Raw genomic sequence first — 25,071 nt, 5'->3', positions numbered from 1 at the left:
GCGTTCAAATTATCGCTAGCCTGTCTTGGCGCGCGCCTCGCCGGCGAGGCGGACCAGCATTTTGCGCAGCGCCGTGCCATCAGTCACCCGCTCCGGGAAGTCCAGCCGCAATGCGGTCTGGCCGTCCTGCATGTCGAGGCCTTCGGGGTCACACCCGGTGCAGCGCCAGTCGCCTTCGGCCGCGCCGAGCAGTTTTGTGGCATAGAGGCCCATGGCGTCGCGGTGATCGGCATTCATGTGCGCGACCGCCCCCTCCTCTGCCGCCAGCAGGTCCTCGGCGCCGGTGAGGTCCGTGAGGAACTGCTCCGGCTTGAGATCGACGATGCGGCCGAAGCCGGCGACCAGATGGGTTCCCGTCGGCCGGATCCGGAAGAATGAGAAATCTTTAAAGGAAACAAAGGCTTCCGCCGACGGATGGGCACTGAGATACCGTCGCTGGAGCAGATCCTTGTCGGCATCGGCCTGCTCGGCGTGGCCGGACAGCATGATCCGGGCACCTTCAAGGGGATCGCCCGCCGCCCGTTCGTCCAGCATCAGGGAGACCCGGCTGTCGGCGAGGATGTTCCTGGTGTGCACGGCCAATCCCGAGATCAGCAGGATGGGCGAGCCGTCCGGATGGCTCGCCAGATTGACCAGGGAACAATAGGGATCACCACTGGCCACCATCAACGTTGCGAGAGCGCCCTGCCGCGACCGCCTGAGCAGCGATCTGGCGAGCTTTCCGGGGTCGAAATCGGGGGTTGGTTGCATCGGCTTTCTCGGGTCAGGTGGTTGCAAGGAGGGCCTTTTTTCGAGTAAACCGGGGCCCGGTTATGGGTCGAGATGCGGCGAATCTGCCGCCTTTCGTGGAACTTCGTCACACTTCAGCCCAGCTTGCATTGCTCGGTGACAAGGTTCGAAGGCCAATTCGGCACCCATGTATGCGGCGCATCAGTGGATTGCTCGCCGTTCAAGCCACGACCCAAACGGAAAGCAGAAAGCAGAGGCTCATGCCCACAATCGCTTTGGTCGACGACGACCGCAACATTCTCACATCCGTCTCGATCGCGCTGGAGGCCGAAGGCTATCGCATCATGACCTACACCGACGGCGCCTCCGCGCTTGACGGTTTCCGCACCACCCAACCCGATCTCGCCATCCTCGACATCAAGATGCCGCGCATGGACGGCATGGAGACGCTGCGCCGTCTGCGGCAGAAATCCGACCTGCCGGTGATCTTCCTGACCTCCAAGGACGAAGAGATCGACGAGCTGTTCGGCCTCAAGATGGGCGCCGACGACTTCATCCGCAAACCGTTCTCGCAGCGCCTGCTGGTCGAACGCGTCAAGGCGGTGCTGCGCCGCTCGGCGCCGAAGGACCCGACCGTCACGCCGAAGGAGAACGACGCCAAGGCGCTCGACCGCGGCCTGCTGCGCATGGATCCGGAACGGCATACCTGCACCTGGAAGAACGAGCCGGTGACGCTGACCGTCACCGAATTCCTGATCCTGCAGGCGCTCGCGACCCGGCCCGGCGTGGTGAAGAGCCGCAACGCGCTGATGGACGCCGCCTATGACGACCAGGTCTATGTCGACGACCGCACCATCGACAGCCACATCAAGCGGCTGCGCAAGAAGTTCAAGGTGGTCGACAACGAGTTCGAGATGATCGAGACGCTCTACGGCGTCGGCTACCGCTTCAAGGAAGCCTGAGGCGCGACGCGCCTTCACGAACGTCGAGAGCGTCTCCGGTTCTCGTTCCATCGGGACCGGGATAGCTCTAGGATGCGGGGACCTTCGCACGAGCTGTCCTAACGCGGGCATGAGCATTGCTTGACCGAACGCAGCCTGACGAGAACCAGAACGCCGGGGATGTCGCATCCGACGGCGTTTCGGAGCACGTCGCCGAAGACAAGCCGCAAGGCTGGCGCCCACTGAACTGGCTGAAGCGCGCCGGGCAATTCTTCTTCGCGCTGTCTTTCTCGAGCCTGACCCGCCGTATCGTCTCGCTCAACCTCGCCGGCCTCGTCGCGCTGGTCGCGAGCATCCTTTATCTGTCGCAGTTCCGCGCCGGCCTGATCGACGCGCGCGCGCAGAGCCTCTTGGTGCAGGCCGAGATCATCGCCGGCGCGATCGCGGCCTCCGCGACGGTGCAGACCAACGCCATCACGATCGATCCCGACCGGCTGCTCGACCTCAAGCCGGGCGAGACCTATGGCGGGTCGGACGACTATTCGCCGCTGGATTTTCCTATCAATCCGGAGCGCGTCGCGCCGGTCCTGCGCACGCTGATCTCGCCGACCAAGACGCGCGCCCGCATCTACGATCCGAACGGCAGCCTGCTGCTCGACAGCCGCAACCTCGAGAACGTGTTGCGGTTCCCGCTTCCACCCCTGTCCGCCGAGAAGCCCGGCGTGGTCGAGCGCGGCATGGTCGCGGTGCGCACCTGGCTGAACCGCGGCGACCTGCCGCTCTACCGCGAGCTCGGGCCCGAAAACGGCAATGGCTATGCTGAAGTGAGCGATGCGCTGCAGGGCCAGAAACGCTCGATGGTCCGCGTCAATGCGCGCGGCGAGGTGATCGTCTCGGTCGCGGTCCCCGTGCTGCGCTCGCGCGCCATCCACGGCGCGCTGATGCTGTCGACGCAGGGCGACGACATCGACCAGATGGTCACCGCCGAGCGCCTCGCCATCCTCAAAGTGGGCGGCGTCGCCGCCGCGGTCATGATCATGCTGTCGCTGTTGCTGGCCAGCACGATCGCGGGCCCCGTGCGCCGGCTGGCCGACAGCGCCGAGAGCGTCCGCCGCCGCATCAAGGCCCGCATAGAGATTCCCGACTTCACGCGCCGCCGCGACGAGATCGGGCATCTTTCCGGCGCGCTGCGCGACATGACCAGCGCGCTCTACAGCCGCATCGAGGCGATCGAGATGTTCGCCGCCGATGTGGCGCACGAATTGAAGAACCCGCTGACCTCGCTGCGCTCCGCGGTCGAGACGTTGCCGCTGGCGCGCAACGAGACCAGCCGCGCGCGCCTGCTCGAGGTGATCGAGCACGATGTCAAGCGGCTCGACCGGCTGATCTCGGACATCTCCGACGCCAGCCGTCTCGATGCCGAGTTGCAGCGTCAGGATGCGATCGCGGTCGACCTGCGCCGCCTGCTGACGACGCTCGTCTCCGTCGCCAATGAAACCAAGCTCGGCCATGACGTCGCGGTCGAGACGCGCTTCGAGGGCCGCAGCCCGACCGACGCCTTCGCCGTGACCGGCCACGATTCGCGGCTTGGGCAGGTGGTCTCGAACTTGCTCTCCAACGCACAGTCGTTCTCCGAGCCCGGCAGCAAGGTCCGCCTCACCTGCCGCCGCGTCCGCTCGGAGATCGAGATCGTCGTCGACGACGACGGACCCGGCATCCGCGACGACGCGCTGGAGCGCATCTTCGAGCGCTTCTACACCGACCGTCCACATCAGGGCTTTGGCCAGAATTCGGGCCTCGGGCTGTCGATCTCCAAGCAGATCGTCGACGCCCATGGCGGACGCATCTGGGCCGAGAACCGCGCCGGCCCGGCGGACGAGGACGGAGCGCCTACCGTCGTCGGCGCGCGCTTCGTGGTGAGGCTGCCGGCGCTATGAGCGACGGCGGCCCCAGCGTTCATGCCTCCGCGGTCAGGGTCGGGACTTTGGCGGTGCTGATCCGCGGGCCCTCCGGCTCCGGCAAGTCGCGCCTTGCCTTCGATTTGATCATGGCGGGACGCACCGGCGTGGTCGAAAGGGCCGTTCTGGTCGGTGATGACCGTGTCCATCTGGCGACAGTCGGCCGCGAAATTGAAGTCCGCCCCGCACCGATACTGGCCGGCCTGATCGAGATACGGGGACTGGGAATCCGCAGCTGCGACTTCGTGGAGCATGCGACCGTCGGCCTCGTGGTCGATCTGGACGCGGCGGACGCGGAGCGGCTGCCGCCGGCCGAATCCCTGAAAACAAGCATTTTAGGTGTCGAAATACCGCGAATCCCGGTCGGCCGCGACTATTCGCCCCTCCCACTGGTTGTTGCGGCCTTGACCACTACCAAGAGTTCATCTTCGGTTAACCCCTCAGGCGATTGTTTGAAGGGAAATGGTAACCATATGAACCCCACTATCGCGACCGAATAGACCGGCGCAGCTCCCCTCATCCATCCGTCTAGATTCAGGGAGATACGCAACATCCCCTCTTGCGCAGGGGCTCTGGATGGTCAAAGTGGCGCGTTCGTGCGGTGCACCAAAAGCGCCCGCGAGGAGTTTTCCGATGATAGGTCTAGTACTTGTGACCCACGGGCGCCTTGCCGACGAATTCAAGGCAGCGCTTGAGCATGTCATGGGCCCACAAAAGCAAATCGAAGCGATCACGATCGGCGCCGAAGATGATTCCGATCTGTGCCGAAGCGACATCATCGAGGCGGTCAACCGCGTCGATTCCGGCGACGGCGTCGCGATCCTCACCGACATGTTCGGCGGCACGCCATCCAACCTGGCAATATCCTGCATGAGCCGGCCGAAGGTCGAAGTCCTCGCGGGCATCAACCTTCCCATGCTCGTGAAGCTTGCCAAGGTGCGCGAGGAGCGTCCGCTGCCCGACGCGATCGCAATGGCGCAGGAAGCGGGCCGTAAATACGTCACCATCGCCAGCCGCGTGCTCGCCGGCAAATGAGCGAGGAGGCGCCGCAAGCCGGGACGGGCGTGCCCGCGGGCGCGATCTCCAAAGAGCTCCTGATCATCAACAAGCGCGGCCTTCATGCCCGCGCCTCGGCGAAGTTCGTTCAGATGGTCGAGCGCTTCAATGCGCAGATCTGGGTGACGCGCGGCGGCGAGACCGTCGGCGGCACCTCGATCATGGGCCTGATGATGCTCGCGGCCGGTCCCGGCACGACGATCACGGTCGCGGCTGCGGGCGATGATGCTGACGCTGCGCTCGCGGCGATCACCGAGCTCATTGAAAGCAAGTTCAACGAGGAAGGGATTTAGCGCTTCGCAGCGCTCGCTCACTTCCCCGGCGCAGCGATGTAGATGTTCCAGCTCATCGACGGGCCGGGCCTGCCGTGGGTGAAGCGGCGCGTCGTCATCACGACGCGCTCGGCGTTCGGTGCGACCTCGGCCACCCATTTCTCGAACGCAGGCAAACGGCCGTCGGTCGGATCGAACACGCCGATGAAGCCGTATCGCTTGACGTCCTCGCGCGAGGTCAGTCCGGAATCCCAGGCTTCGATCGGCACCAGCGCGGCCGGATGATCCGGGCTGTAGAACACCATCGGCTGGATCGATTCCATGGTGCCGGCGACGACCGCCCAGCGCGAGGCAAAACGCGCGTGCCAGACCTGCGTCAGTTCGCGCGCCAGCTCCGAGCGCGCGCCATAGGTCGCCGTGTTGCCGGCATTGGCCGCCATCTCGCGCGCGGCGATCCAGGGCGAGGCCATGAGCGTCGCGACGCTGAGCACGAGCCAGATCGCCGCGATGTTGAACAGGGCCGCACTCTGCACCCGCAACGCGGGGATCGCGACCAGCACCAAAGGCACTAGGAAGAACAGCGAGATGCCCCAATCCGTCTTCATGTAGATGCTGAAGATCAGCGCACCGAGCGGCGGTCCGACCGCGACGATGATCTGGATCATCCAGACGTTCAGCGCCTGCGAAACATTGACGCCCGGATTGGGACCACGCGCCCAGGCGCGCGTGACGAGGCGCAAGGGGGCGCGCGTGAGCAGCGGCAGCCAATGCGGCACCAGCGCCATTGCGAGCGCGGCCAGCGCCACCGGCAGCGCCAGCAGCGCAACATTATGCAGGACATAGCCGGCCACGAGTTCATGCACCTGGCCGCTGTCCTCGAGGCTGTAGGTATCGCCCGCATAGGTCAGCGGCATGAAATGCGCCTGCGCCAGCCAGACGACGTGCGGGATCATCGCAACGATCATCGTCGCGATCGCCGCCCACGGCGCCGGCGACAGCAGGAATCTCATCCGCTCCGGATGGATCAGCGCGGCGAGGCCGATGGCGCCGATCATGGTCAGCACCCAATATTTGGTCATCAGCGCCAGCGCGCCGGCAAGGCCAAGCAGGATTCCGGACTGCCAGCTCCGCTTCTCGAACGCGTTGAGATAAGCGAGCACGACGAGCGGCAGCGTGACCAGCTGGAGCAGGTCGGGGTTGTATTTGAAACCCTTGAAATTGAAGATCGGGTAGAGCGCGATCATCACCACGACCAGGAACGCGCGCCGTGCGTCCACCACGCGCAAGGCAACCAGCCAGCAGATCACCATGCCGACGCCGACGGTCGCCATCGCCAGCGCATAGGTCGCCCAGTCCGTCGCCGGGAATGCCATGAACCAGACCCCGGCCACCCAGCCCGACAGCGGCGGATGCTTGCCATAGCCGAGCAGGAATTTCTGGCCCCAGCCCCAGGCTTCTGCGACGTCCATGTGAACGTCCTGCGCCGCCTTCAGATTGATCAGGATGAAGGTCCAGAGCACCGCATGCAGGATGGCGAACTGGATCACCAGCCACAGGCGGGCCTCCGGGCGGGTCGCGCAGGCGACCAGCCAGGCCCGGAAGCGGCCAAAGCTCACCCGGGTTTTCGCGCGCGCCCTGGCGGACGGGATTGAGGTCGTGGACATCAGGCGTTGCGTAGCGCGTTTTGGACCCGCGTGGAATCAGCTTGGCGTGAAGAAAGCCCCTGAAAATACAGCAATATGGTTGCCGCACGGGGATGTGAGTGGTATCCCGCGCCCATGACGACCGTCCCCATTTCCAACATCCGCAATTTCTCCATCGTCGCCCATATCGACCATGGCAAATCGACGCTGGCCGACCGCCTGATCCAGATGACCGGCGGGCTCACCGACCGCGAAATGGCCGGCAAGGAGCAGGTGCTCGATTCCATGGACATCGAGCGCGAGCGCGGCATCACCATCAAGGCGCAGACGGTGCGGCTCGCCTACCACGCCAAGGACGGCAAGGACTACATCTTCAACCTGATGGACACGCCCGGCCATGTCGACTTCGCCTACGAAGTCTCGCGGTCGCTGGCGGCCTGCGAGGGTTCCCTGCTCGTGGTCGACGCCAGCCAGGGCGTCGAAGCGCAGACGCTCGCCAACGTCTACCACGCGCTCGACGCGGGTCATGAGATCGTTCCGGTCCTGAACAAGGTCGACCTTCCTGCGGCCGAACCCGAGAAGGTGAAGCAGCAGATCGAGGACGTCATCGGCATCGACGCGTCAGACGCCGTGATGATCTCGGCCAAGACCGGCCTCGGCGTTCCCGACGTGCTCGAGGCCATCGTCACCCGCCTGCCGCCGCCGAAGGGCGATCGCGACGCGACGCTGAAGGCGCTGCTGGTCGACAGCTGGTACGACGTCTATCTCGGCGTCGTCGTGCTGATCCGCGTCGTCGACGGCGTCATGAAGAAGGGCAGCCGGGTCCGCATGATGGGCACGGGCGCGGCCTATGACATCGAGCGCGTGGGTTTCTTCACGCCGAAGATGACCCAGGTCGACGAGCTCGGTCCCGGCGAGATCGGCTTCATTACCGCCGCAATCAAGGAAGTCGCCGACACCCGCGTCGGCGACACCATCACCGACGACAGGAAGCCTGTCACCGAGATGCTGCCGGGCTTCAAGCCGGCCATCCCCGTGGTGTTCTGCGGCCTGTTCCCTGCCGACGCCGATGACTTCGAGACCTTGCGCGCGGCGATGGGCAAGCTGCGCCTGAACGATGCCAGCTTCTCCTACGAGATGGAAACGTCGGCCGCACTCGGCTTCGGCTTCCGCTGCGGCTTCCTCGGGCTGCTGCATCTGGAGATCATCCAGGAACGTCTGTCGCGCGAGTTCGATCTCAACCTGATCGCGACCGCGCCCAGCGTGATCTACAAGATGAGCCTGACCGACGGTCAGGAAATTTCGATTCACAACCCCGTCGACATGCCCGACGTGGTCAAGATCGCGGAGATCCAGGAGCCCTGGATCGAGGCGACGATCCTCACCCCCGACGAATATCTCGGCAGCGTACTGAAGCTGTGCCAGGACCGCCGCGGCGTGCAGAAAGAGCTGACCTATGTCGGCTCCCGCGCCATGGTGAAATACGATCTGCCGCTCAACGAAGTGGTGTTCGACTTCTACGACCGCCTGAAATCGGTCTCCAAGGGCTACGCCTCGTTCGACTATCATCTGACCGACTACAAGCCGGCGGATCTAGTCAAGATGCAGATCCTGGTCAACAACGAGCCGGTCGACGCGCTCTCGATGCTGGTGCATCGGACCCGCGCCGAAGGCCGCGGCCGCGCCATGGTCGAGAAGATGAAGGACCTGATCCCGCCGCACATGTTCCAGATCCCGATCCAGGCGGCGATCGGCGGCAAGGTGATCGCACGCGAAACCGTCCGCGCGCTGCGCAAGGACGTCACCGCAAAGTGCTACGGCGGCGACATCACACGTAAGCGCAAACTTCTGGAGAAGCAGAAGGAAGGCAAGAAGAAAATGCGGCAGTTCGGCAAGGTCGACATCCCGCAGGAAGCCTTCATTGCCGCGCTGAAGGTGGATAGCTGAGGCATCACCGCGAGCCTCGCTCCGGCCGCGCAGGCCTCGGCTCGAACAAGAAATGCGAAAACAACCCCATGCACAGTAGCGAGGGGCTTGTCCGCATTACGTTTTTCGATTTTACGAAATCGCACTTGAAGCGTCGGGCAAAACACTGGCATAGTGGCATCATGGCAGCGGTCGGCAGGCGGCGATGAAAACCACCCCAGTCACGCTCGTGCTCATCCCCCGAATCCCCGCAGAGGGTGTCGCGGACTTTCGCGCCTACGAGGATGCGGTTCTGCCGCTCTTGCCCGAGTTCAACGGATATCTGGAGCGGCGGCTTCGAAATCTCGACGGCACCATCGAGATGCATATCGTCAGCTTCGCATCCGATGCGGACTTTCAAAGCTATCGGAATGATCCTCGGCGTGCGGCGCACGCCGGGCTGCTGGAAAAATCATCCGCGAAGCTGGAGCTGCTTCCGATGGCGGACGCTCCCAAGAGCGACTGAGATCTTGCAGTGCCGCAGCATGCCGCACGGGTTCTAAATGCCGCGACGCGCAACCCCGCCGCCGGCAGCCTTGCCCTCTGCCGGCAGATGGGTCACCATCCCCGCGCGCACCATCAACAATACAAAAAGCGCTGAGGAAACGCATGAGCAAGCCATCAGGCTTCGACTATGGCTGGGTCGTTGTCGCCGCGGGCGCGCTGATGACCTGTGTCGGCTTCGGCACCATGCTGTCGCTTGCGGTCTTCCTGCAGCCGATCTCGGAATCGATGGGCTGGTCGCGCGCCGGCGTGTCCGCGGCGGCGACGCTGGATTTCCTCTGCATGGGCATTGCCGCGTTCTTCTGGGGCACGCTGTCGGACCGGTACGGCACCCGCATCGTGGTCCTTGCTGGAAGTATTTTGCTGGGCCTTGGTATCGTGGCCGCGAGCCAGGCGGCAAGCTTGTGGCAGTTCCAGCTTTTCTTTGGCACGCTGATAGGGATTGCCGCCGGCAGCTTCTACGCGCCGATGATGGCGCTCGCGAGCGCGTGGATCGAGAAGAACCGCAGTCTCGCAGTGGCACTTGTCTCCGCCGGCATGGGCGTGTCGCCGGTGACGATCGCCCCAACCGCAAGCTGGCTGATCACGGCCTATGACTGGCGCACCGCGATGCTGGTGATCGGCGTCGCCGCATGGGCGCTGCTGATCCCGGCCTGCTTCCTGGTGCGTCCGGCGCCCGCCACGGCCGGCCCCGCAACTGCGGACACGGCACCGGACGTCGAGTTGACCGCGGCGCAGGCGCTGCGCACGCCGCAGTTCATCACGCTCGCGGCGGCGCATTTCGCCTGCTGCGCCGCGCATTCCGGCCCGATCTTCCACATGGTGTCCTATGCGATGGTGTGCGGCATCGCTCCGCTCACGGCGGTGACGGTCTACAGCGTCGCCGGCGTCGCCGGCCTCGGCGGGCGCCTGCTGCTGGGCGCTGCTGCCGACCGCATCGGCGCAAAACCGGTACTGGTCGGCGGCCTGTTCGTGCAGGCGATGTGCATCGCGACCTATCTCGCCGTGGCCCAGCTCGGGGAATTCTACGCGCTCTCGGTCGTCTTCGGCCTCGCCTATGGCGGGGTGATGCCGCTCTATGCGGTGCTGGTCCGCGAATTCTTCGGTGCACGCATCATGGGCACCGTGTTCGGCGCTGTGTCAGCCTTTGCCAGCCTCGGCATGGCGTTCGGGCCATGGGCCGGTGGACTCGTGTTCGACAATTTCCAGCGCTACACATGGCTGCACGCCGGCTCCTTCGCGATCGGACTTGCCGCCGTCGCTGTGGCGCTGAGCTTCCCGACCAAACGCGGGCAATCGCTCGACCTGGGCCGCGCCGCGGTCTGACGGGGCAAAACACCGGCATGATGTCATCATCGCGGGGCGTGACCGGTCGGTCGTTTCCGTATCTATCGAACCAACTGCAATCAGGCCTCTCCGGGCTGGCTCGGCATGAGTTGCTTTGGGCCGGTCAGGATAGGCAGATCGAGCAGGAAACGAGTCCCCTTTCGATCTCTTGAAAGCGTGAGGTGGCCCTGAAGCTGCTTCACCATGCCCGTGACCACCTTGAAACCCAGGCTTGCCCGCGGCTGATCGATATCGAACGCTTCCGGAAGGCCAACACCATGGTCGGAGACTTCGACGTGTAAATATCCATTTATGTCCCGGGCCGAGACTTCGATGTCGCCGCCTCCTTCCGGATAAGCGTATTTGACCGCGTTGGTGACCAGTTCGTTGATTAAAAGCCCCAGGGGAATTGCGTGATCGGCCGCGAGCAGCATTGGATCGGCGTGGCAGTGCAGCGTGTGCCTTTCGATGTTGCCCCGCAGCTTCTTGCAGAGTTCGGTCATGAAGTCCGCAAGTTCGACATAGCCGATGTGCGAACTGCGCCAAAGATGATCGTGCACCTCGGCTATGGTGGAGACCCGCAAGCTGGCATCTTCGAGCGCATTTTTGACGTCCTTGGATGGCGCGCTGCGCGCCTGGACTCGGAGCAGGCCCACGACTGACGTGAGGCTGTTCTTGACACGGTGGCTCATCTCCCGGGTCAGCAAAGCCTGGTGCTTGAGCGCCTCTTGAAGTCTGGCGTCGGCCTGCTGACGTTCGATTGCGATGCCGAGCAGGCCGGCAAAGCCGGCAAGAAAATTGGCGTCGTCCTGATCGAACTGGCCGGGATCCGCACTATCGACTTCGAGCACGCCGAAGAAGGCGTTACCTTCTCCGCCCTTTTCTATCAGTACGTTGATGGCGCGCCTGATGCCGTGGTCCGCCAACAGCCGGGGCGTGCGGAAGCGGGCATCTGATTCCAGTTGGTTCGAAATGACGGTCATTCCGGTCTGGTAGGCGTAGCCCGCCGGCGATCCAACGTCGGCGGCGAGTGAGACGGCACCGATGGTGCCCGGCGCCCAGCCGACCCCCGCGCGCACCATCAGACGCTTTTCATCCGGTTCATATTCCAGAACCTTGGCGAACGGAGACTGCAATCCGATTGCGCACAGTTCGGTGGCGCGTTGCAGGATTTCCCGGAAGTCGCGGGTCTGCATGGCGGTGCGACCGAATTCGCCGAGCAGCGACTGTTGCCGCAGCCGATAGCCAAGTTCGTCCCGGCTGAGCCGGGAAGGAGTTTCAATCGGCTCCGGGACCGATATGAAAACCTCATGCATAACGGATGCTCCGAACACGGTCGCGCCCGGCAATGAAGCCAGAAGCCCGCAATGCGCTCCGGTGGAACTGTGGCCGCTTTTCTTCGGAGAAGCTGAGCAAAATTGCTCACCTGCCGGGTTCCAATCGGTCCTTGCCCGTACGGCTTGGGCTCTGTGGTCTGGACCACCGACAACGGCAACATCGGCGTGCGACCACTCACCTCCGGTTTCGGAGGTCGATGCACACCATGCCTGATTCGGAAAACGATAGTAAATTGGAGCTTGAGTGCCTGCGCCTGGCTTCGGACCTCATGCAACTCGCCAAGGAAACACTCGACCCGGATTTGAAGGAACTTTGCCTGCGGATGGCGAAGCATTGGTCTGGCGAGGTGGATGAGCCAGCCACGGACGATACCGGGGTCGATGACGCTTCAGATCAATGACGAGCATCATCACGGCCTGTCGTCCTTGTCGTTGAGGATGAACCGGATGGTCGACCCATCTCAATCGAGCGCGGTGATCCAACACCGGCAAGTGAGCGCTTTTGCTCAGACTCACCCGCAGAATGAGTACAAAAGTGATGATCCCGATCCTACCCGCTCCCATCGACATGCCCGTTGTCCGGATTGCGCAGGAAGCGGAACCGGAACGACATGCTGTCATGGCGAAGGTGCAGACGGACCGTGATCTGCGGAGCAATCGGCTGCTGGGCGCGTTGGAGCCCGCCAGCCGCAGGCGGTTAGATCCTCATCTGGAACCCGTCGATTTCAAGCTTGGCGACATGGTCTGCGACGCGGGAGGCCTGCTCAAGCACGCCTATTTTCCCCGAGGCTCCGTGCTGTCGTTGTTGACCGTGCTGGAAAATGGCGCGGCGATCGAGACCGCGAATATCGGCCGCGAAGGCGCGTTCGGTCTGTTCGCCGCCATGTATAGTCGTGTCTCCTTCAACCGTTGCATCGTTCAACTCGAGGGGCATACGGTCCGCTGTCCCATCCAGCTGTTGCAGCATGAATTCAAGAGCAGCGAGCACGTGCGCGATCTGTTCGTGAGCTATTCGGAAACGCTGCTGTCGCAGGTCCAGCAGACCGTCGCATGCAACGCGATGCATTCGACGGAAGAGCGGATGTGCCGCTGGCTCCTGATGATGCACGACAGGGCCGAGGGAGAAGCTCTTCCCTACACCCACGAATTTCTATCTCAGATCCTCGGTGCCAACCGGAAATCCGTGACGCTTGCCGCGCAGTCGATGCAGGCCGCGGGTCTTATCAGCTATCGGCGGGGAACGATTCAGGTGCTGGATCGTCCAGGCCTGGAGAAGGCGTCGTGCGAATGCTACGCGATCGTGCAAGAACGCTTCGACGCGTTTCTCACGCCGCCGTCGACCGCGGTCCCGGGCCACAACAGAAGCCGAAGCGACCAGTACGAAAAGGACTGAGTATGCCTGCCCTGTTCGGCACGATGCATTCCGCATGGTCCCCATCAACAGCTATGCCCCCATTCGAAGTGTTTGCGAGCCCCGCGAGAATTTACTTCTCTCGAACGGCGATCGAGACCGGTCCGTGCCGACATGGTCGTGTCGTGAATGTCCAGAAAAAGCAAACCCGTCACACTGAAGAGCGAGCAAATTTGCGGTCATGAGGTCCAAGGCATTGTCAGATCATTTCCCGAGCTGTTCCAGCACGGCGGACCACAACGCAAGCGGCTCCCTGAGGGCTCCCGGTTCGGACGGCTTCTGGCGAACGGCGGTGTGCACCATGACGAGCTTCGAGGCCGGATCGACCAGGATGACCTGACCGCGGATGCCGAGCAGGGCAAATCTGCGCTGCTCGCCAGGGAGGAGCCACACCTGATAGCCGTAGCCGAAATAGGGTGTTGCCACTCGCGGAGCGAGATGACTATCGCCTGGTCTGACGGTCGTGGCATCCAACAGCCATTGCCGGGGGATCAACTGACGACCTTCCCAGGCGCCGTCATGTGCGAGCAGCCGTGCGAGGCGGGCATAGTCGCGCAAGACTGCGTTGAAGCAGCAAAAGGCAATCTCCTGCCCGCTGCCGTCGATCGCCCATGAGGCATCCGCTTCGGTGCCGATAGCATCCCAGATCCGGTCGTGGAGATAGTCGGCAACCGGCGTGCCCGTCGCGGAGCGCAGGACCAGGCCCAGGATCTCGGTTTCCACACTGGCATAGTGCCATCGGGTCCCCGACGGTGCGGTTCTTGTATTGAATTGTGCGACGACGACGGCGGGATCTTTCGGCTCTTCAACGAACAAGGCTCGCCCAAGCCGGGCTATGTCGTCGTGCCCGTCATAGACCTCGGAAAATTCGACGCCCGACGACATGTTCAGCAGGGCCCGGATGGAGGTGTTTCCATATTCCGTTCCCGCAAGGCCGGAAACGTAGGTCGAGACCGGGTCGTCGATCGACTTGATCCGTCGCTCCGAGACCGCGATCCCGACCAGCATGGCCACCAGCGTCTTGGCCATGGACTGCGAGAGAAAGCGGTCGTGGTCGGTCCGCGCGTATTGATAGTGCTCGTACAGGATCGTGTCGTCCCTGGCGATCAGGAGTCCCGTCACCGGGTTGCGTTTGAGGTAATCCGCGATGCTCAACCGTTCCGTACCGAAACTGTAGGCGATCGCCGGCTCCGGCGCGCGCTTGAAGTGCCAGGACGTCGTCGCCCGACCGATCGGGCGCGAGGGAAAGATCTCGCCGAAATGGCTGTAGACCCCGACGAGCTTGTCGAGCTGGGTGGTGGTCCCCCGCGTGCCGACCGGATAGCCGGACGCCGCGCCGTAGAGCTCGGCATTGGGGCCGCTCTCCGAAAAGACCGGTCCTGCCTCGCTGGGCGAGCTTCGGACGTCCTGTGCGCAGGCCAGGGACGTCCAGAGTGCGGAGACAAGAAGGACAGGCAAGAAAAGTCCCCGGCAACCGCGGGGCTTGCTGAGAGCTCCCCAATTCATTGCACCTGCCTCCTCTCACGCTCTGGCGGGTGCTTTTATGAGAACAATCCCGCAAGGCGCTAATGAGAGGAATGCTATCATTACGGGTAGAGGGTGTCAGCATGTGGCCGATCGCCGACGTCGGCCGAATTCCGCGCTTCAGATGACGGACCTCTCGCGCCACCGAGACATCCATCATCCGATCGCGAAATCAGCCGCCGTCTCGGCGTGGATCGCAGTCGTGTCGAACGTCTCGACTGTCGTGTCGCCCTGCCCGACCAGCATCGTGATCTCGGTGCAGCCGAGGATGATGCACTCGGCGCCGGCGACGACGAGGGCAGCCATCACGTCCCGATAGCGGCCACGGGAGGAAGCGGAGACGATTCCGAGGCACAGCTCGTCGTAGATGATGCGATTCACGTCGGTCCGCGGCTCGGCGGGAGGAACCAGGACGTCGAGATCATGCGCGCGCAGCCGGTCGATGTAGAAGTCTTCCTCCATCGTGAACCTGGTCCCAAGGAGCCCGACCCGCCGATAGCCTTTCGACCGAATGCGCTCTGCCGTTGCGTCGCCGATGTGAATGAAGGGAACGGTGACGTTCGCCATGATGGCGGGTGCCAGTTTGTGCATCGTGTTCGTGCACAGCACGATCGCACGCGCGCCGGCGCCTTCAAGACGCCGCGCGATCTCCGACAGGCTGGCCGCCGCCTCGTCCCAGCGGCCGCCATATTGCATCTCCTTGATCTCCTGAAAGTCGTAGGAATACATCAACAACGGAGCCGAATGCAGCTTGCCCATGCGGTCGCGGACGCGCTCGTTGATGAGCTTGTAGTAGAGCGCGGTGCTCTCCCAGCTCATGCCCCCAATCAGGCCAATCGTCTGCATCGCGTCGCTCCACGGATAGCTCGACCGGATCGTAGACGAAGACATCGAGGCTTGCCATCACGATGCGGAACGAATGGCTTGAGAAGCATCGTTGCTGCGATTGAACCAACGGCAAACCCGGCTACACCAAACCAGGTCGCGCCAATGCAATGGCCGTCGTATCGCGCCGACAGATACGCGCTACGACGAAACGGATGCCTACATGCGGTTTTTCCTTTGCGAGGTCGTCGCCCGAATCGTCGCGATCTATCTGTGCGTCGACTGCGGCCGCATGCTGTGGGATGGCTACAACGAGAGGAAAATCAGGGCCTTCAGCCCTGACATCGTGGTCTGGCTGCTGGACTGGTCGAGGCAGGTTTTTCAGCGGGACACTGCGCCGGTCCGGTACTGGATGGAAATGGGCCATCAGGCCATCTGCCTGGTGGCGTGCCTCGCCGTTGCGATATTCGGATGGTGGCTGCCGAACGGCTGAGCATTCGGCGATGGCGCTCCGGACCTTGCCATGGACCTGCAAGCGAGCTATCGCGCCAGCTGCAAGAGATCCCAGCGATTTCCATAGAGATCGTCAAAGACCGCAACGGTTCCGTACGGCTCAACGCGCGGCTCCTCCCGAAACACCACGCCTCTTGAGCGGTAGGCTTCGTAGTCGCGCCAGAAATCGTCTGTGTGCAGGAAGAGGAACACCCGCCCGCCGGTTTGATCGCCGATGCGTTGCGTTTGCTCCACCGTGACCGCTTTCGCCAGGAGGATACGGGTCTCCAGGGAGCCCGATGGAGCAACCAGGACCCACCTTTTGCCGTTGCCGAGTTCTGTGTCCTCAACCAACTCAAAGCCCAGCCGCCCGATGAAATAGGCGATGGCTTCATCGTAGTCGCGGACCAGAAGAGAAAGGTATCCAATGTGCTGCGGCATGGCGGGGTCAGTCTACGCCGCCGGTTTTGGTCTGCAACGGGTTGCGGCGCGAGATTCCGCGTTTCGACACTGACGCCTCGCCCCGCAATGACGACCGCCCCACCTTGATCCTGTCCACCAAATAGATCACCATTGCTTCTCTTACCGCTCACACCAAGAATGAGCGAGGAAACGCGCATGAACGCAACTCCAGCAGTTGGCCTGGTCGAACGTGCCGGCGCACTGGCACCGCTGATTGCGGGCGAGGCGGATGAGATCGAGCGAAGCCGGCGGCTGACGCCGGCCGTCGTCTCTGCGCTGATCGACAACGGGCTCTACCGGGCGCTGCTGCCGCAGAGCCTGGGCGGCGCCGAGGCCCCCATCGAAATCTTCATGCAGATGCAAGAGGAGATCGCGAAGGCCGATGCGTCGACCGCCTGGTGTCTCGGCCAAAACAGCGTCTGCGCCATGATCGCGGCTTCACTCGACCACGACACTGCGAATGAAATCTTCAACGCAGCCCCCGGCATCCTCTCCTGGGGCGCGGTGGCGCACGAGGCGCGTGCGGTCGAGGGCGGCTATCGCGTCACGGCGCGCTGGGATTTCGCCTCGGGCTCGCGGCAGGCGAGCTGGCTCGGGGCGCATGTCCGCATCGTCGGTTCCGACGGAGCGCCGCGCAAGAATGCGGACGGATCGCCGGAGCTGCGCACCATCCTGTTTCCGGTCGCGAGCGCGACCCTGCATGACGTCTGGCAGGCGATCGGGCTCGCCGGGACCGGCACCGATTCCTACGAGGTGAGCGACCTCTTCGTCCCCGAACGCTTCACAACATTTCGTGACGTGCCGTCCGCGCTGCGCGAGAAGGGGCCGCTCTACAAAATCGGCACCGGCTCGACCTTCAGCCTCGGCTTTGCCGCGGTATCGCTCGGCGTCGCGCGCGCCACGCTGGACGCCGCGATTGCACTGGCGCGTGGAAAGCATCAGTCGCTGGCGGCAGGCGCCATGCGCGACAACCAGGCGGTTCAGGGCATGATCGGCCGCACCGAAGGCGATCTGCGCGCTGCGCGCGCGTATCTCTATGCGACCGCAAGCGCGATGTGGCGAGACCTGTCTGCGACCGGCGCGTTCAGCGCGGTGCATCGCAGCGCTGTCAGGCTCGCCGCGACCTGGACCATCCACCAATCAGCGCGCGTGGTCGACACCGCCTATCGCATGGCCGGCGCGACCGCGGTATTCCGCAGCAATCCGTTCGAGCGGCGCTTTCGCGACATGCACGCCATCGCCCAGCAGATCCAGGCGCGCGACACGCATTACGAGGACGTCGGCAGGATGATCCTTTCAGGGGACCGCTGACGTCGACCCGTTGCGAAAGTGCATCCACGCTGACCTATGTCGAGTTCGCCATCCGGCGCCTCCGTCGATGAACCATCTTGGCTTTTCCCGGACCAATTTCTATAGTCACCGGAACGACAGCTTTTCCGCTGTCAACCGAGCCGACCATAGTGAATTGATCGTTCAAAATTGTTTTTAGCGCGCTGCATGCGCGCAAGAGAGGTCCGTTATGGGCCGAACGGCTGGCGAGAAAGTCAGTTGCGATGCCGTGCGGCGTCATTCGCCGGGATGGCACCATGGTGGCACTCTCATTATTGTGATGCTCTGCACCGCATGCACGCTCCTGTTCGCGAGCGAAGCCCTGGCTCAATGCTCGGCGCGAGATGTCCTGCGGAATCACCTGACGCTCAAGCAAGCTCCCTCTGACAGGCCGCAAATCCCAATCAGATTCGCCGTCGATGTCCCCGCGTGGAAGACGGTCAAAATCGGGACGTTCGCAAATTTCTTCGCTCTCAGTAACGCATTGGATGCGGCAGGTTGCAGCATCGGAAACTCGGCTGGGGAAATTCTCGCGCGACCGACCTTTACCCTTAGCGCCACGAAAACAAGCGTCGAGCTCTTTGCGGTGTCGGCGGCCGAACTTGGCTTTCAGACCGATACAGCGTTGCTGGCGGACATTTATGCGCGCGCCAAGCAGCTGGGTTTCGGCCTGGCGGCGGCTGAAGTCGGACCACAACTGAGGCTTCAATATTTTGACCAGCCGGTCGGCGAATTTCTCATCATCGGAATGGAGCCGATCAGGACCTGGCAGGGCGCCCCCGTCATCCTGAACGTGGCCAATGGCGGAGCGGGACTCATTCTCATCGGCCAGGATGGCAGCGCCGACGCACAGATCCCCGTGGCATCCCGGTTTGTATTCGTGCGGTCCAATGAAACCGCTGCTGCCGAGGGGCATAAGGCCGTATCGCTTGTCCGTCACTGAACTTTCGACCGTGCGCAACTCAAGACGCAAGCCGACATCCGCGCGCCCTAGGCCACCAGCGCGTCATCCTCGTCGTCCCCGTCGATGCCACGCTGCGCCGCCAGCAGGCTGATGATCTCGGCATTGGGCCGGGCCTTGCTGAACAGGAAGCCCTGGCCCTCGTCGCAGCCTTCGGCGCGCAGGCAGCTCAGCTCAGACTCGGTCTCGACGCCCTCGGCGGTGATGGTGACGCCTAGCCCTTTGCCGAGGCTGACGATGGAGCGGATGATCGCCTGGGCCTCGCGGTTGGCGCCGAGATCGCGCACGAAGGACTGGTCGATCTTGATCTTGTCGAACGGGAAGCTGCGCAGATAGGAGAGGCTGGAATATCCGGTGCCGAAATCGTCCATGGAGACGCGCACGCCGAGCGCGCGCAGCGCATGCAGCGTCGCCAGCACCTGCGCGCTCTTCTCCAGGAGCAGCGTCTCGGTGATCTCGAGCTCGAGCCGCCGGGCCGGCAGGCCGGCATGCTTCAGCGCGTCCGTCACCACCGAAAGCAGATTGCCGCTGCGGAACTGAAGCGGCGACAGATTGACGGCGACGCGGACGTCGTCCGGCCAGGTCGCGGCGTCGAGGCAGGCCCGGCGCAGCATCAGGCCGCCGAGCGGGTTGATCAGCCCGGTGTCTTCGGCGACCGGGATGAACTCGGCCGGCGAGACCATGCCGCGCTCGGCATGCGGCCAGCGCACCAGCGCCTCGAAGCCGGTGATGCGGCCGCTGGAAAGATCGACCAGCGGCTGGTAGTAGGGCCGCAGCACGTCGTTCTGGATCGCGTCGCGCAGCTCGACCTCGATCTTGCGGCGGCTCTGCGCCTTGGCATCGAGCGCGGCCTCGAAGAACGCAAACGTGCCGCGCGCATCCAGCTTGGCGCGCGACAGCGCCATGTCGGCGCTCTTGAGCAGCTTTTCGGAATCATCGCCGTCGCCGGGCGCCATCGCGATGCCGATGGAGGCGCCGATCACCACGGAATGGCCGTCGAGCAGATAGGGATCGGCAATCGCCTCCAGCAGGCGCTTTGCCAGCAACACCGCGTCCTCGGGACGCGTCAGACCGCTCTGCACGATGGCGAATTCATCGGAATTGAGCCGCGCCAGCGCGTCGTCCTCGCGCAGGGTCGAACGCAGCCGCTTGGCGACGCCGCGCAGCAGCTTGTCGCCGACCGCATGTCCGAGCGTGTCGTTGACCGCCTTGAAATTGTCGAGCCCGAGCATCAGCAGCGCAACCCTGTCGGAGCTGCGCCTCGTGTGCAGCAGCATCTCGTCGACCTGCTGGCGCAGGAGGTTGCGGTTGGGCAGGCCGGTGAGCCCGTCGTGCTGGGCCATGAAGGCGAGCCGCGCCTCGGCGCGCTTGCGCTCGGTGATGTCCATCAGCGCCAGCAGCACCGCGGGCCGCTCGGCATAGGTCAGCTCGCGCGAATAGATCGCAAGGTCGATCAGCGCGCCGTCGGCCTTGACGTGCTTCCAGGTACGCCCGGCCTGCTCCTCGCCGGTCGGATCGGTCGTCCAGGGCGGCTCGCTGTCGAAGGCCTGCAGCGAGCGGATCTTCAGCTTCTCGAACTCGGCGCGGCTGTAGCCGTAATGCGCGATCGCGGCGTCGTTGACGCCGAGGATGCGCTCGTCGTCGAGGGCGCAGACGATCATGGGGACGGGATTGCCGTCGAACAGCAGGCGGAACGAGGCCTCGCGCTGCTTCAATTCGGTGATGTCGACGCGCAGGCCGACCACGCCGCCGTCGTCGGTGAGCCGCTCGTCGATCAGGATGACGCGGCCGTCCGCCAGCTTCTGCTCGTGGCGCGCGCCGGGCTGATAGAGCTTTTGCAGCCGCTCGGCGATCCATTCTTCCTCGTGGCCGGCAGCCTCCGGATAGTCGCCGCGGGCGACACCGATGCGCAGCGTGTCTTCGAGACGCGCGCCTTCTTCGAACAGATCGGCGGTCTTGCTGTAGATCTCGGAATATTGCTTGTTCCAGAGGACGTAGCGGCCCTCGGCATCGAGAAACACGATGCCTTGCGGCAGGATCTCGATGGCCTGGCGCAGGCGCTCATGGGCCTTGCGCGCTTCCGCGATCGCGGCTTCCGCCTCGGCGCGGCTGCGCAGAACTTCGTCGCGTTCGGACAGAAGATGAGGCGCGCGCGCGAAGCGCGGCTTGCGTGGCCGTTGGCCGGCCCTGGCAAACACGCTGTGCTTTCGCTTTTTTGGTTTTCGAGACCCCAAACTCAACTTCACTCGTCCCAGTCGCGCCCGGCGGCCGCAAGTTTTGGAGCAAGTGTCTGAAAAAAAAGTAATCCTGGTGCCGCCGCGGCCGGGCGCAACGTCCTCAACACGGGCCTTTTTGCCTTTTTACGAGGCGCGGCCGGCATCCGCGGGCGCGCCGAGACCATCCCGTCGTCGCAATCGAAGAGGAATGTGGCGCGAAATTGCGCGTGCTTTTGAATCGTTTCCGAATTCACCAGGGATTGCATGCCGGCCGTCCGCATTACTCACTGCGCGCACGAATTTTGGTCAACGCGGAACAGGGTTATCGCGCACTTAAAGACCGGCCGGCAGGGATGCGACTTTGGGATGACGAGATGGACATCGACATGGAAATGGGGATGGTCGCATGGGGACTCGCATAGCCTTGGCATTGCCGAGGGCCGGATCCTTAACCCTGACGCGGGGTTGGGCTATAAGGATGTCAGCATGAGTCCCCGCCGCCTTGTCTCTCTGCTGCTCGTCATGACGCTCCTGGCCGCCGGCGACGCGCTGGCCCAGGACAAGGGCAGCATGAATCCGAAGCCGCTGCCGCCGCTTGCCAATCCCAACGATCCCACCATCGGCGCCAAGGAGCTGTTCGCGCGAAAGCTGCTGCCCTCGAAGGGACCGGCGCATGTCATCGGCTCCTACACCAGGGGCTGCATCGGCGGCGCCGATCAGATGCCGGTCAACGGCGACAATTGGCAGGTGATGCGGCTGTCGCGCAATCGCAGCTACGGCCACCCCCAGATGATCGCGCTGATCAAGCGGCTCGCGGCCAGGGCGCACAAGGACGCGGGATGGCCGGGCATCCTGGTCGGCGACATCGCCCAGCCGCGCGGCGGCCCGGCGCTGTCCGGCCATGCCAGCCACCAGATCGGCCTCGATGCCGACATCTGGCTGACGCCGATGCCGGACCATCGGCTCTCGCGCGAGGAACGCGAGGAGATGTCGGCGGTTATGATGGTGCGGCAGGACCGGCTCGACATCGATCCGAAAGTTTTCACGCCGGGCCATGTGCTGGTGCTGCGCGACGCGGCGCAGGAGCCCGCGGTGCAGCGCATCTTCGTCAATGCCGCGATCAAGAAGGCACTGTGCCGCGAGGCCAGGGGCGACCGCTCCTGGCTGTCGAAGATCCGGCCTTGGTGGGGCCACGACTATCACTTCCACATCCGCATGCGCTGCCCGGCGGGCGCCGGCGAATGCGAGGGCCAGCCGTCGCAATCCGCGGACGAAGGCTGCAAGCCTGCCGATCTTGCCTATTGGTTCTCCGACGCGGTGCTGCATCCCAAGCCGCCGCCGGAGCCGCCAAAACCCAAGCCGCCGATGACGCTGGCGCAGATGCCCGCGGCCTGCAAGGTGGTGCTGCGCGCGGGCGATGCGAAGCCGTAAACATTGTCGTCCCGGCAGAGGCCTTCTCTTGAGTGTTGCACTCGTTTGTGAACTCAGGGGACCTATTGCTCCAGGGAGCAGTTGTTGGGCGAAGTGGTAGCTCCGCGTCTTCGCCAAACACAACCCTGTGGTTATGGGTCCTGGATCAGCGCTTCGCGTGTCCAGGACGACGCTTGTGCGTAAGGCGACGGCTGGTTCGCACCCCCAAATGCGCTAGGATTGCCTGCCGCCGCCGGGCCGTAAGCCGCGCGGCATCCCGGGATCTCGATCGCGATCCTGCCCAGCGAGTAGACCGGGCGGGACCAAAGGTCAGCTTTGACCTCAAAGGTCAGCTTTGACCTGTTCCGCCAGCCTGTTATGGTCTCCCCGGCGATATCCCGACGGACCGTAAGTCGGTCGGGCTTGTCGGAACAGCGCTTCCGCCGGTCGCAATCCTTACTCAACCAACGCCGTCTTGCGTGCGCCATTGGCGCGCGTATGCGCGCATGGAGCGCTCCCGATGTCCCGCCTTTCCGTGCTTTTTTCCGCCGTCATCGTCTTGCTCGCGGCCCTTTCGCCTGCCGCAGCCGAGGACAAGACCATCACCGTGTTCGCGGCCGCCTCGATGAAGAACGCGCTCGACGAGGTCGACGCCGCCTACACCGCCAAGACCGGCGTCAAGTTCAGCGTCAGCTATGCCGCAAGCTCCGTGCTCGCCAAGCAGATCGAGCAGGGCGCGCCGGCCGACGTGTTCGTCTCCGCCGACACCGACTGGATGGACTATGCGACCTCCAAGAAGACCATCGACGAGCCGAGCCGCGTCAACCTGCTCGGCAACAGCATCGTGCTGATCGCGCCGAAGGATTCAGGGATCGACAACGTCGCCATCGCGCAAGGTTTCGACCTCGCAAAACTCGCCGGCGACGGCAGGATCGCGACCGGCGACGTCAAGTCCGTTCCCGTTGGGAAATACGCCAAGGCCGCGCTGGAGAAGCTCGGTGCCTGGCAGGCCGCCGAGCCGAAATTCGCCATGGCCGAGAGCGTGCGCGCCGCGCTGACACTGGTGGCCCGCGGCGAGGCGGCGCTCGGCATCGTCTATTCCACCGACGCCAAGGTCGAGCCCGGCGTTAAGATCGTCGGCACCTTCCCGGCGGATTCCCACCCCGCGATCATCTATCCGGTCGCCGCGACCACCACCGCGAAGGGCGAGACCAGCGACTATCTCGCCTTCCTGCGCTCGACCGCGGCCAAGACCATTCTGGAAAAATATGGTTTCAAATTCCTCGTCAGTCCGACAATCTGATTTTTGCGACCTGATGTTCACGACTTGATGCTCGACATCTCTCCCGCCGAATGGACGGCGATCCTGCTCTCGCTCAGGGTCGCCGTCATCGCGACGCTGGTGGCAACGCCGTTCGGCATTGCGCTGGCATGGCTGCTTGCGCGCCGCGATTTCTGGGGCAAGCCGGTGCTCGACGCACTGGTGCATCTGCCGCTGGTGCTGCCGCCGGTCGTGACCGGTTATCTGCTGCTGTTGACGTTTGGCCGCCGCGGCCTCGTCGGCGCTTTCCTCGCCGATCATCTCGGCATCGTCTTCGCATTCCGCTGGACCGGCGCGGCGCTGGCCTGCGGCGTGATGTCGTTTCCGCTGCTGGTCCGCCCGATGCGGCTGTCGATCGAGGCGGTCGACCGCCGGCTCGAGCAGGCTGCCGAGACGCTTGGCGCGGCTCCTTTCAAGGTGTTCTTCACGGTAACACTGCCGCTGGCGCTGCCCGGCGTGCTCGCCGGCATGGTGCTCGGCTTTGCGAAAGCGATCGGCGAGTTCGGCGCGACCATCACCTTCGTCTCCAACATTCCCGGCGAGACCCAGACGATCTCCTCGGCAATCTATTCGCTGATCCAGACCCCGGATGGCGACGCCGCCGCGGGCCGGCTCGTGATCGTCTCGGTGATCCTGGCGCTGGGCGCGCTGATTGCCGCCGAATGGTTCGCCCGCCGCGCGACGCAGCGCCTGCACGGGAACTGACCATGCTGCGCGTCGACATCGAAAAGCAGCTCGGCGAATTCTCGCTGTCCGCGTCCTTCGCCAGCGAAGGCCGTGTCATCGGCCTGTTCGGCGCTTCGGGCGCCGGCAAGAGCTCGCTGGTCAACATGATCGCCGGCCTGCTGCGGCCCGACCGCGGCACCATCGTGATCGACGGCGAGACCGTGGACGATACGGCGGCCGGCATCCACGTCCCGACCTGGCGCCGCCGCATCGGCTACGTGTTCCAGGATGCGCGGCTGTTTCCGCACCTCAACGTCGCGCAGAATCTCGACTATGGAAGGCGGATGAACCGCCTGGCGCCCGATCCAGCGCAGCACAAGCGCGTCATCGACCTGCTCGACATCGGTGCGCTGCAGGGCCGCCGCCCCGGAAAACTTTCCGGCGGCGAACGCCAGCGCGTCGCGCTCGGCCGCGCGCTGCTGTCGAAACCGCGCCTCTTGCTCCTCGACGAGCCGCTCGGCGCGCTCGACGAAGGCCGCAAGCTCGAGATCCTGCCCTATCTGGTGCGGCTGCGGGACGAGGCCAACGTCCCCATGGTCTATGTCAGCCACGACGTCGCCGAGCTGCGCCAGCTCGCAACGCAGATCGTGATGCTGAAGCAGGGCCGCGTGACGTCGTTCGGCGGGGTCAAGGTGCTGACGTGAGAAGGTCCGTAGCCCATCC

At 64.1% G+C, this 25,071-nt stretch carries 25 protein-coding genes; 17 read left to right on the top strand and 8 right to left on the bottom strand.

What is annotated here, in order from left to right:
- Positions 1–15 precede the first annotated feature (15 nt).
- The gene (locus tag JQ572_RS29170; RefSeq protein WP_211386275.1) at positions 16–750 is read right to left on the bottom strand and encodes a HugZ family pyridoxamine 5'-phosphate oxidase; all 735 of its coding nucleotides are present in this window, start codon (positions 748–750) and stop codon (positions 16–18) included.
- 239 nt (positions 751–989) lie between these two features.
- Between JQ572_RS29170 and JQ572_RS29165 the strand changes: the two genes are divergently transcribed.
- From JQ572_RS29165 to JQ572_RS29145, 5 genes are all read left to right on the top strand, one after another.
- Positions 990–1,691, top strand: a complete 702-nt coding sequence (locus JQ572_RS29165; protein ID WP_007597749.1) for a response regulator transcription factor — start codon at positions 990–992, stop codon at positions 1,689–1,691.
- A gap of 116 nt (positions 1,692–1,807) precedes the next feature.
- Positions 1,808–3,607: a sensor histidine kinase gene (locus tag JQ572_RS29160; RefSeq protein WP_211386274.1), complete on the top strand. Its 1,800-nt coding sequence runs from the start codon at positions 1,808–1,810 to the stop codon at positions 3,605–3,607.
- On the top strand, positions 3,604–4,128 hold the full coding sequence (locus JQ572_RS29155; RefSeq protein ID WP_211386273.1) for an HPr kinase/phosphorylase: 525 nt from the start codon (positions 3,604–3,606) through the stop codon (positions 4,126–4,128). The genes JQ572_RS29160 and JQ572_RS29155 overlap by 4 nt, the downstream gene beginning before the upstream one ends.
- Before the next feature lie 133 nt (positions 4,129–4,261).
- Positions 4,262–4,663, top strand: coding sequence for a PTS sugar transporter subunit IIA (locus JQ572_RS29150; RefSeq protein WP_007597752.1), 402 nt, complete (start codon positions 4,262–4,264; stop codon positions 4,661–4,663).
- Positions 4,660–4,977 carry an HPr family phosphocarrier protein gene (locus JQ572_RS29145; RefSeq protein ID WP_211386272.1) on the top strand — a complete coding sequence of 106 codons (318 nt, stop codon included), beginning with the start codon at positions 4,660–4,662 and terminating at the stop codon, positions 4,975–4,977. The genes JQ572_RS29150 and JQ572_RS29145 overlap by 4 nt, the downstream gene beginning before the upstream one ends.
- A gap of 17 nt (positions 4,978–4,994) precedes the next feature.
- Here the strand turns inward: JQ572_RS29145 and JQ572_RS29140 are convergent, their stop codons facing one another.
- Positions 4,995–6,620: a glycosyltransferase family 39 protein gene (locus tag JQ572_RS29140; protein WP_211386271.1), complete on the bottom strand. Its 1,626-nt coding sequence runs from the start codon at positions 6,618–6,620 to the stop codon at positions 4,995–4,997.
- Positions 6,621–6,734: 114 nt separating this feature from the next.
- On the opposite strand from JQ572_RS29140, the gene lepA reads away from it, so the two are divergent.
- The 3 genes from lepA to JQ572_RS29125 all read left to right on the top strand — a co-directional run bounded on the left by lepA (position 6,735) and on the right by JQ572_RS29125 (position 10,394).
- The gene (lepA, locus tag JQ572_RS29135; protein ID WP_211386270.1) at positions 6,735–8,546 is read left to right on the top strand and encodes a translation elongation factor 4; all 1,812 of its coding nucleotides are present in this window, start codon (positions 6,735–6,737) and stop codon (positions 8,544–8,546) included.
- Between the two features lie 184 nt (positions 8,547–8,730).
- Positions 8,731–9,030, top strand: coding sequence for an antibiotic biosynthesis monooxygenase family protein (locus JQ572_RS29130; protein ID WP_211386269.1), 300 nt, complete (start codon positions 8,731–8,733; stop codon positions 9,028–9,030).
- Between the two features lie 143 nt (positions 9,031–9,173).
- Positions 9,174–10,394 carry an MFS transporter gene (locus JQ572_RS29125; RefSeq protein ID WP_211386268.1) on the top strand — a complete coding sequence of 407 codons (1,221 nt, stop codon included), beginning with the start codon at positions 9,174–9,176 and terminating at the stop codon, positions 10,392–10,394.
- Between the two features lie 80 nt (positions 10,395–10,474).
- Here the strand turns inward: JQ572_RS29125 and JQ572_RS29120 are convergent, their stop codons facing one another.
- Positions 10,475–11,710, bottom strand: coding sequence for a sensor histidine kinase (locus JQ572_RS29120; protein WP_211386267.1), 1,236 nt, complete (start codon positions 11,708–11,710; stop codon positions 10,475–10,477).
- 227 nt (positions 11,711–11,937) lie between these two features.
- Here JQ572_RS29120 and JQ572_RS29115 point away from each other — a divergent pair, with 227 nt between their 5' ends.
- Entirely contained in the window at positions 11,938–12,132 is a 195-nt protein-coding gene (locus JQ572_RS29115; RefSeq protein WP_211386266.1) for a hypothetical protein, read from the top strand.
- A 218-nt stretch (positions 12,133–12,350) separates the two neighbouring features.
- On the top strand, positions 12,351–13,124 hold the full coding sequence (locus tag JQ572_RS29110; protein WP_211386298.1) for a Crp/Fnr family transcriptional regulator: 774 nt from the start codon (positions 12,351–12,353) through the stop codon (positions 13,122–13,124).
- Between the two features lie 222 nt (positions 13,125–13,346).
- Here JQ572_RS29110 and JQ572_RS29105 read toward each other — a convergent pair whose 3' ends face one another.
- Both JQ572_RS29105 and JQ572_RS29100 read right to left on the bottom strand, forming a co-directional pair.
- Positions 13,347–14,600: a serine hydrolase domain-containing protein gene (locus tag JQ572_RS29105; protein WP_249129467.1), complete on the bottom strand. Its 1,254-nt coding sequence runs from the start codon at positions 14,598–14,600 to the stop codon at positions 13,347–13,349.
- Between the two features lie 222 nt (positions 14,601–14,822).
- Positions 14,823–15,512 carry an aspartate/glutamate racemase family protein gene (locus JQ572_RS29100; RefSeq protein ID WP_211386264.1) on the bottom strand — a complete coding sequence of 230 codons (690 nt, stop codon included), beginning with the start codon at positions 15,510–15,512 and terminating at the stop codon, positions 14,823–14,825.
- Between the two features lie 202 nt (positions 15,513–15,714).
- Between JQ572_RS29100 and JQ572_RS29095 the strand changes: the two genes are divergently transcribed.
- Positions 15,715–15,984 (top strand): hypothetical protein, encoded by a 270-nt coding sequence (locus JQ572_RS29095; RefSeq protein WP_211386263.1) that lies wholly within the window; start codon positions 15,715–15,717, stop codon positions 15,982–15,984.
- 47 nt (positions 15,985–16,031) lie between these two features.
- On the opposite strand, the gene JQ572_RS29090 is transcribed toward JQ572_RS29095, so the two are convergent.
- On the bottom strand, positions 16,032–16,424 hold the full coding sequence (locus JQ572_RS29090) for a VOC family protein (protein WP_211386262.1): 393 nt from the start codon (positions 16,422–16,424) through the stop codon (positions 16,032–16,034).
- A 177-nt stretch (positions 16,425–16,601) separates the two neighbouring features.
- On the opposite strand from JQ572_RS29090, the gene JQ572_RS29085 reads away from it, so the two are divergent.
- Together JQ572_RS29085 and JQ572_RS29080 are read left to right on the top strand one after the other, a co-directional pair.
- Positions 16,602–17,756, top strand: a complete 1,155-nt coding sequence (locus tag JQ572_RS29085) for an acyl-CoA dehydrogenase family protein (RefSeq protein WP_211386261.1) — start codon at positions 16,602–16,604, stop codon at positions 17,754–17,756.
- 208 nt (positions 17,757–17,964) lie between these two features.
- Entirely contained in the window at positions 17,965–18,717 is a 753-nt protein-coding gene (locus JQ572_RS29080) for a hypothetical protein (RefSeq protein ID WP_211386260.1), read from the top strand.
- A 47-nt stretch (positions 18,718–18,764) separates the two neighbouring features.
- Here the strand turns inward: JQ572_RS29080 and JQ572_RS29075 are convergent, their stop codons facing one another.
- Together JQ572_RS29075 and JQ572_RS29070 are read right to left on the bottom strand one after the other, a co-directional pair.
- A complete protein-coding gene (locus JQ572_RS29075; protein ID WP_211386259.1) occupies positions 18,765–20,933 on the bottom strand; it encodes a putative bifunctional diguanylate cyclase/phosphodiesterase in 2,169 nt (722 codons plus the stop codon).
- 44 nt (positions 20,934–20,977) lie between these two features.
- A complete protein-coding gene (locus tag JQ572_RS29070; RefSeq protein ID WP_211386258.1) occupies positions 20,978–21,217 on the bottom strand; it encodes a hypothetical protein in 240 nt (79 codons plus the stop codon).
- A gap of 220 nt (positions 21,218–21,437) precedes the next feature.
- Here JQ572_RS29070 and mepA point away from each other — a divergent pair, with 220 nt between their 5' ends.
- The 4 genes from mepA (at position 21,438) to modC (ending at position 25,052) form a co-directional block, all read left to right on the top strand.
- Entirely contained in the window at positions 21,438–22,382 is a 945-nt protein-coding gene (gene mepA / locus JQ572_RS29065; protein WP_211386257.1) for a penicillin-insensitive murein endopeptidase, read from the top strand.
- Positions 22,383–22,881: 499 nt separating this feature from the next.
- Positions 22,882–23,664: a molybdate ABC transporter substrate-binding protein gene (modA, locus tag JQ572_RS29060; RefSeq protein WP_211386256.1), complete on the top strand. Its 783-nt coding sequence runs from the start codon at positions 22,882–22,884 to the stop codon at positions 23,662–23,664.
- A gap of 27 nt (positions 23,665–23,691) precedes the next feature.
- Entirely contained in the window at positions 23,692–24,387 is a 696-nt protein-coding gene (gene modB / locus JQ572_RS29055; RefSeq protein ID WP_211386255.1) for a molybdate ABC transporter permease subunit, read from the top strand.
- 2 nt (positions 24,388–24,389) lie between these two features.
- Positions 24,390–25,052 carry a molybdenum ABC transporter ATP-binding protein gene (gene modC / locus JQ572_RS29050; protein ID WP_211386254.1) on the top strand — a complete coding sequence of 221 codons (663 nt, stop codon included), beginning with the start codon at positions 24,390–24,392 and terminating at the stop codon, positions 25,050–25,052.
- The last annotated feature ends 19 nt before the right edge of the window (positions 25,053–25,071 follow it).

The organism is Bradyrhizobium sp. SZCCT0153, assembly GCF_018129995.1.
In the GTDB taxonomy this organism is placed as follows: domain Bacteria; phylum Pseudomonadota; class Alphaproteobacteria; order Rhizobiales; family Xanthobacteraceae; genus Bradyrhizobium; species Bradyrhizobium japonicum_G.
Note: the sequence above shows the minus strand (reverse complement) of the source record. Positions and strands in the feature narration are given on the sequence as shown.

What these genes read in the sequence shown, in the direction of transcription:
- JQ572_RS29170 (WP_211386275.1), bottom strand. Translation starts at nt 750, where the DNA reads ATGCAACCAACCCCCGATTTCGACCCCGGAAAGCTCGCCAGATCGCTG.
- JQ572_RS29165 (WP_007597749.1), top strand. Translation starts at nt 990, where the DNA reads ATGCCCACAATCGCTTTGGTCGACGACGACCGCAACATTCTCACATCC.
- JQ572_RS29155 (WP_211386273.1), top strand. Translation starts at nt 3,604, where the DNA reads ATGAGCGACGGCGGCCCCAGCGTTCATGCCTCCGCGGTCAGGGTCGGG.
- JQ572_RS29150 (WP_007597752.1), top strand. Translation starts at nt 4,262, where the DNA reads ATGATAGGTCTAGTACTTGTGACCCACGGGCGCCTTGCCGACGAATTC.
- JQ572_RS29145 (WP_211386272.1), top strand. Translation starts at nt 4,660, where the DNA reads ATGAGCGAGGAGGCGCCGCAAGCCGGGACGGGCGTGCCCGCGGGCGCG.
- JQ572_RS29140 (WP_211386271.1), bottom strand. Translation starts at nt 6,620, where the DNA reads ATGTCCACGACCTCAATCCCGTCCGCCAGGGCGCGCGCGAAAACCCGG.
- lepA (WP_211386270.1), top strand. Translation starts at nt 6,735, where the DNA reads ATGACGACCGTCCCCATTTCCAACATCCGCAATTTCTCCATCGTCGCC.
- JQ572_RS29130 (WP_211386269.1), top strand. Translation starts at nt 8,731, where the DNA reads ATGAAAACCACCCCAGTCACGCTCGTGCTCATCCCCCGAATCCCCGCA.
- JQ572_RS29125 (WP_211386268.1), top strand. Translation starts at nt 9,174, where the DNA reads ATGAGCAAGCCATCAGGCTTCGACTATGGCTGGGTCGTTGTCGCCGCG.
- JQ572_RS29120 (WP_211386267.1), bottom strand. Translation starts at nt 11,710, where the DNA reads ATGCATGAGGTTTTCATATCGGTCCCGGAGCCGATTGAAACTCCTTCC.
- JQ572_RS29115 (WP_211386266.1), top strand. Translation starts at nt 11,938, where the DNA reads ATGCCTGATTCGGAAAACGATAGTAAATTGGAGCTTGAGTGCCTGCGC.
- JQ572_RS29110 (WP_211386298.1), top strand. Translation starts at nt 12,351, where the DNA reads ATGGCGAAGGTGCAGACGGACCGTGATCTGCGGAGCAATCGGCTGCTG.
- JQ572_RS29100 (WP_211386264.1), bottom strand. Translation starts at nt 15,512, where the DNA reads ATGCAGACGATTGGCCTGATTGGGGGCATGAGCTGGGAGAGCACCGCG.
- JQ572_RS29095 (WP_211386263.1), top strand. Translation starts at nt 15,715, where the DNA reads ATGCGGTTTTTCCTTTGCGAGGTCGTCGCCCGAATCGTCGCGATCTAT.
- JQ572_RS29090 (WP_211386262.1), bottom strand. Translation starts at nt 16,424, where the DNA reads ATGCCGCAGCACATTGGATACCTTTCTCTTCTGGTCCGCGACTACGAT.
- JQ572_RS29085 (WP_211386261.1), top strand. Translation starts at nt 16,602, where the DNA reads ATGAACGCAACTCCAGCAGTTGGCCTGGTCGAACGTGCCGGCGCACTG.
- JQ572_RS29080 (WP_211386260.1), top strand. Translation starts at nt 17,965, where the DNA reads ATGGGCCGAACGGCTGGCGAGAAAGTCAGTTGCGATGCCGTGCGGCGT.
- JQ572_RS29070 (WP_211386258.1), bottom strand. Translation starts at nt 21,217, where the DNA reads ATGCAATCCCTGGTGAATTCGGAAACGATTCAAAAGCACGCGCAATTT.
- mepA (WP_211386257.1), top strand. Translation starts at nt 21,438, where the DNA reads ATGAGTCCCCGCCGCCTTGTCTCTCTGCTGCTCGTCATGACGCTCCTG.
- modA (WP_211386256.1), top strand. Translation starts at nt 22,882, where the DNA reads ATGTCCCGCCTTTCCGTGCTTTTTTCCGCCGTCATCGTCTTGCTCGCG.
- modB (WP_211386255.1), top strand. Translation starts at nt 23,692, where the DNA reads ATGCTCGACATCTCTCCCGCCGAATGGACGGCGATCCTGCTCTCGCTC.
- modC (WP_211386254.1), top strand. Translation starts at nt 24,390, where the DNA reads ATGCTGCGCGTCGACATCGAAAAGCAGCTCGGCGAATTCTCGCTGTCC.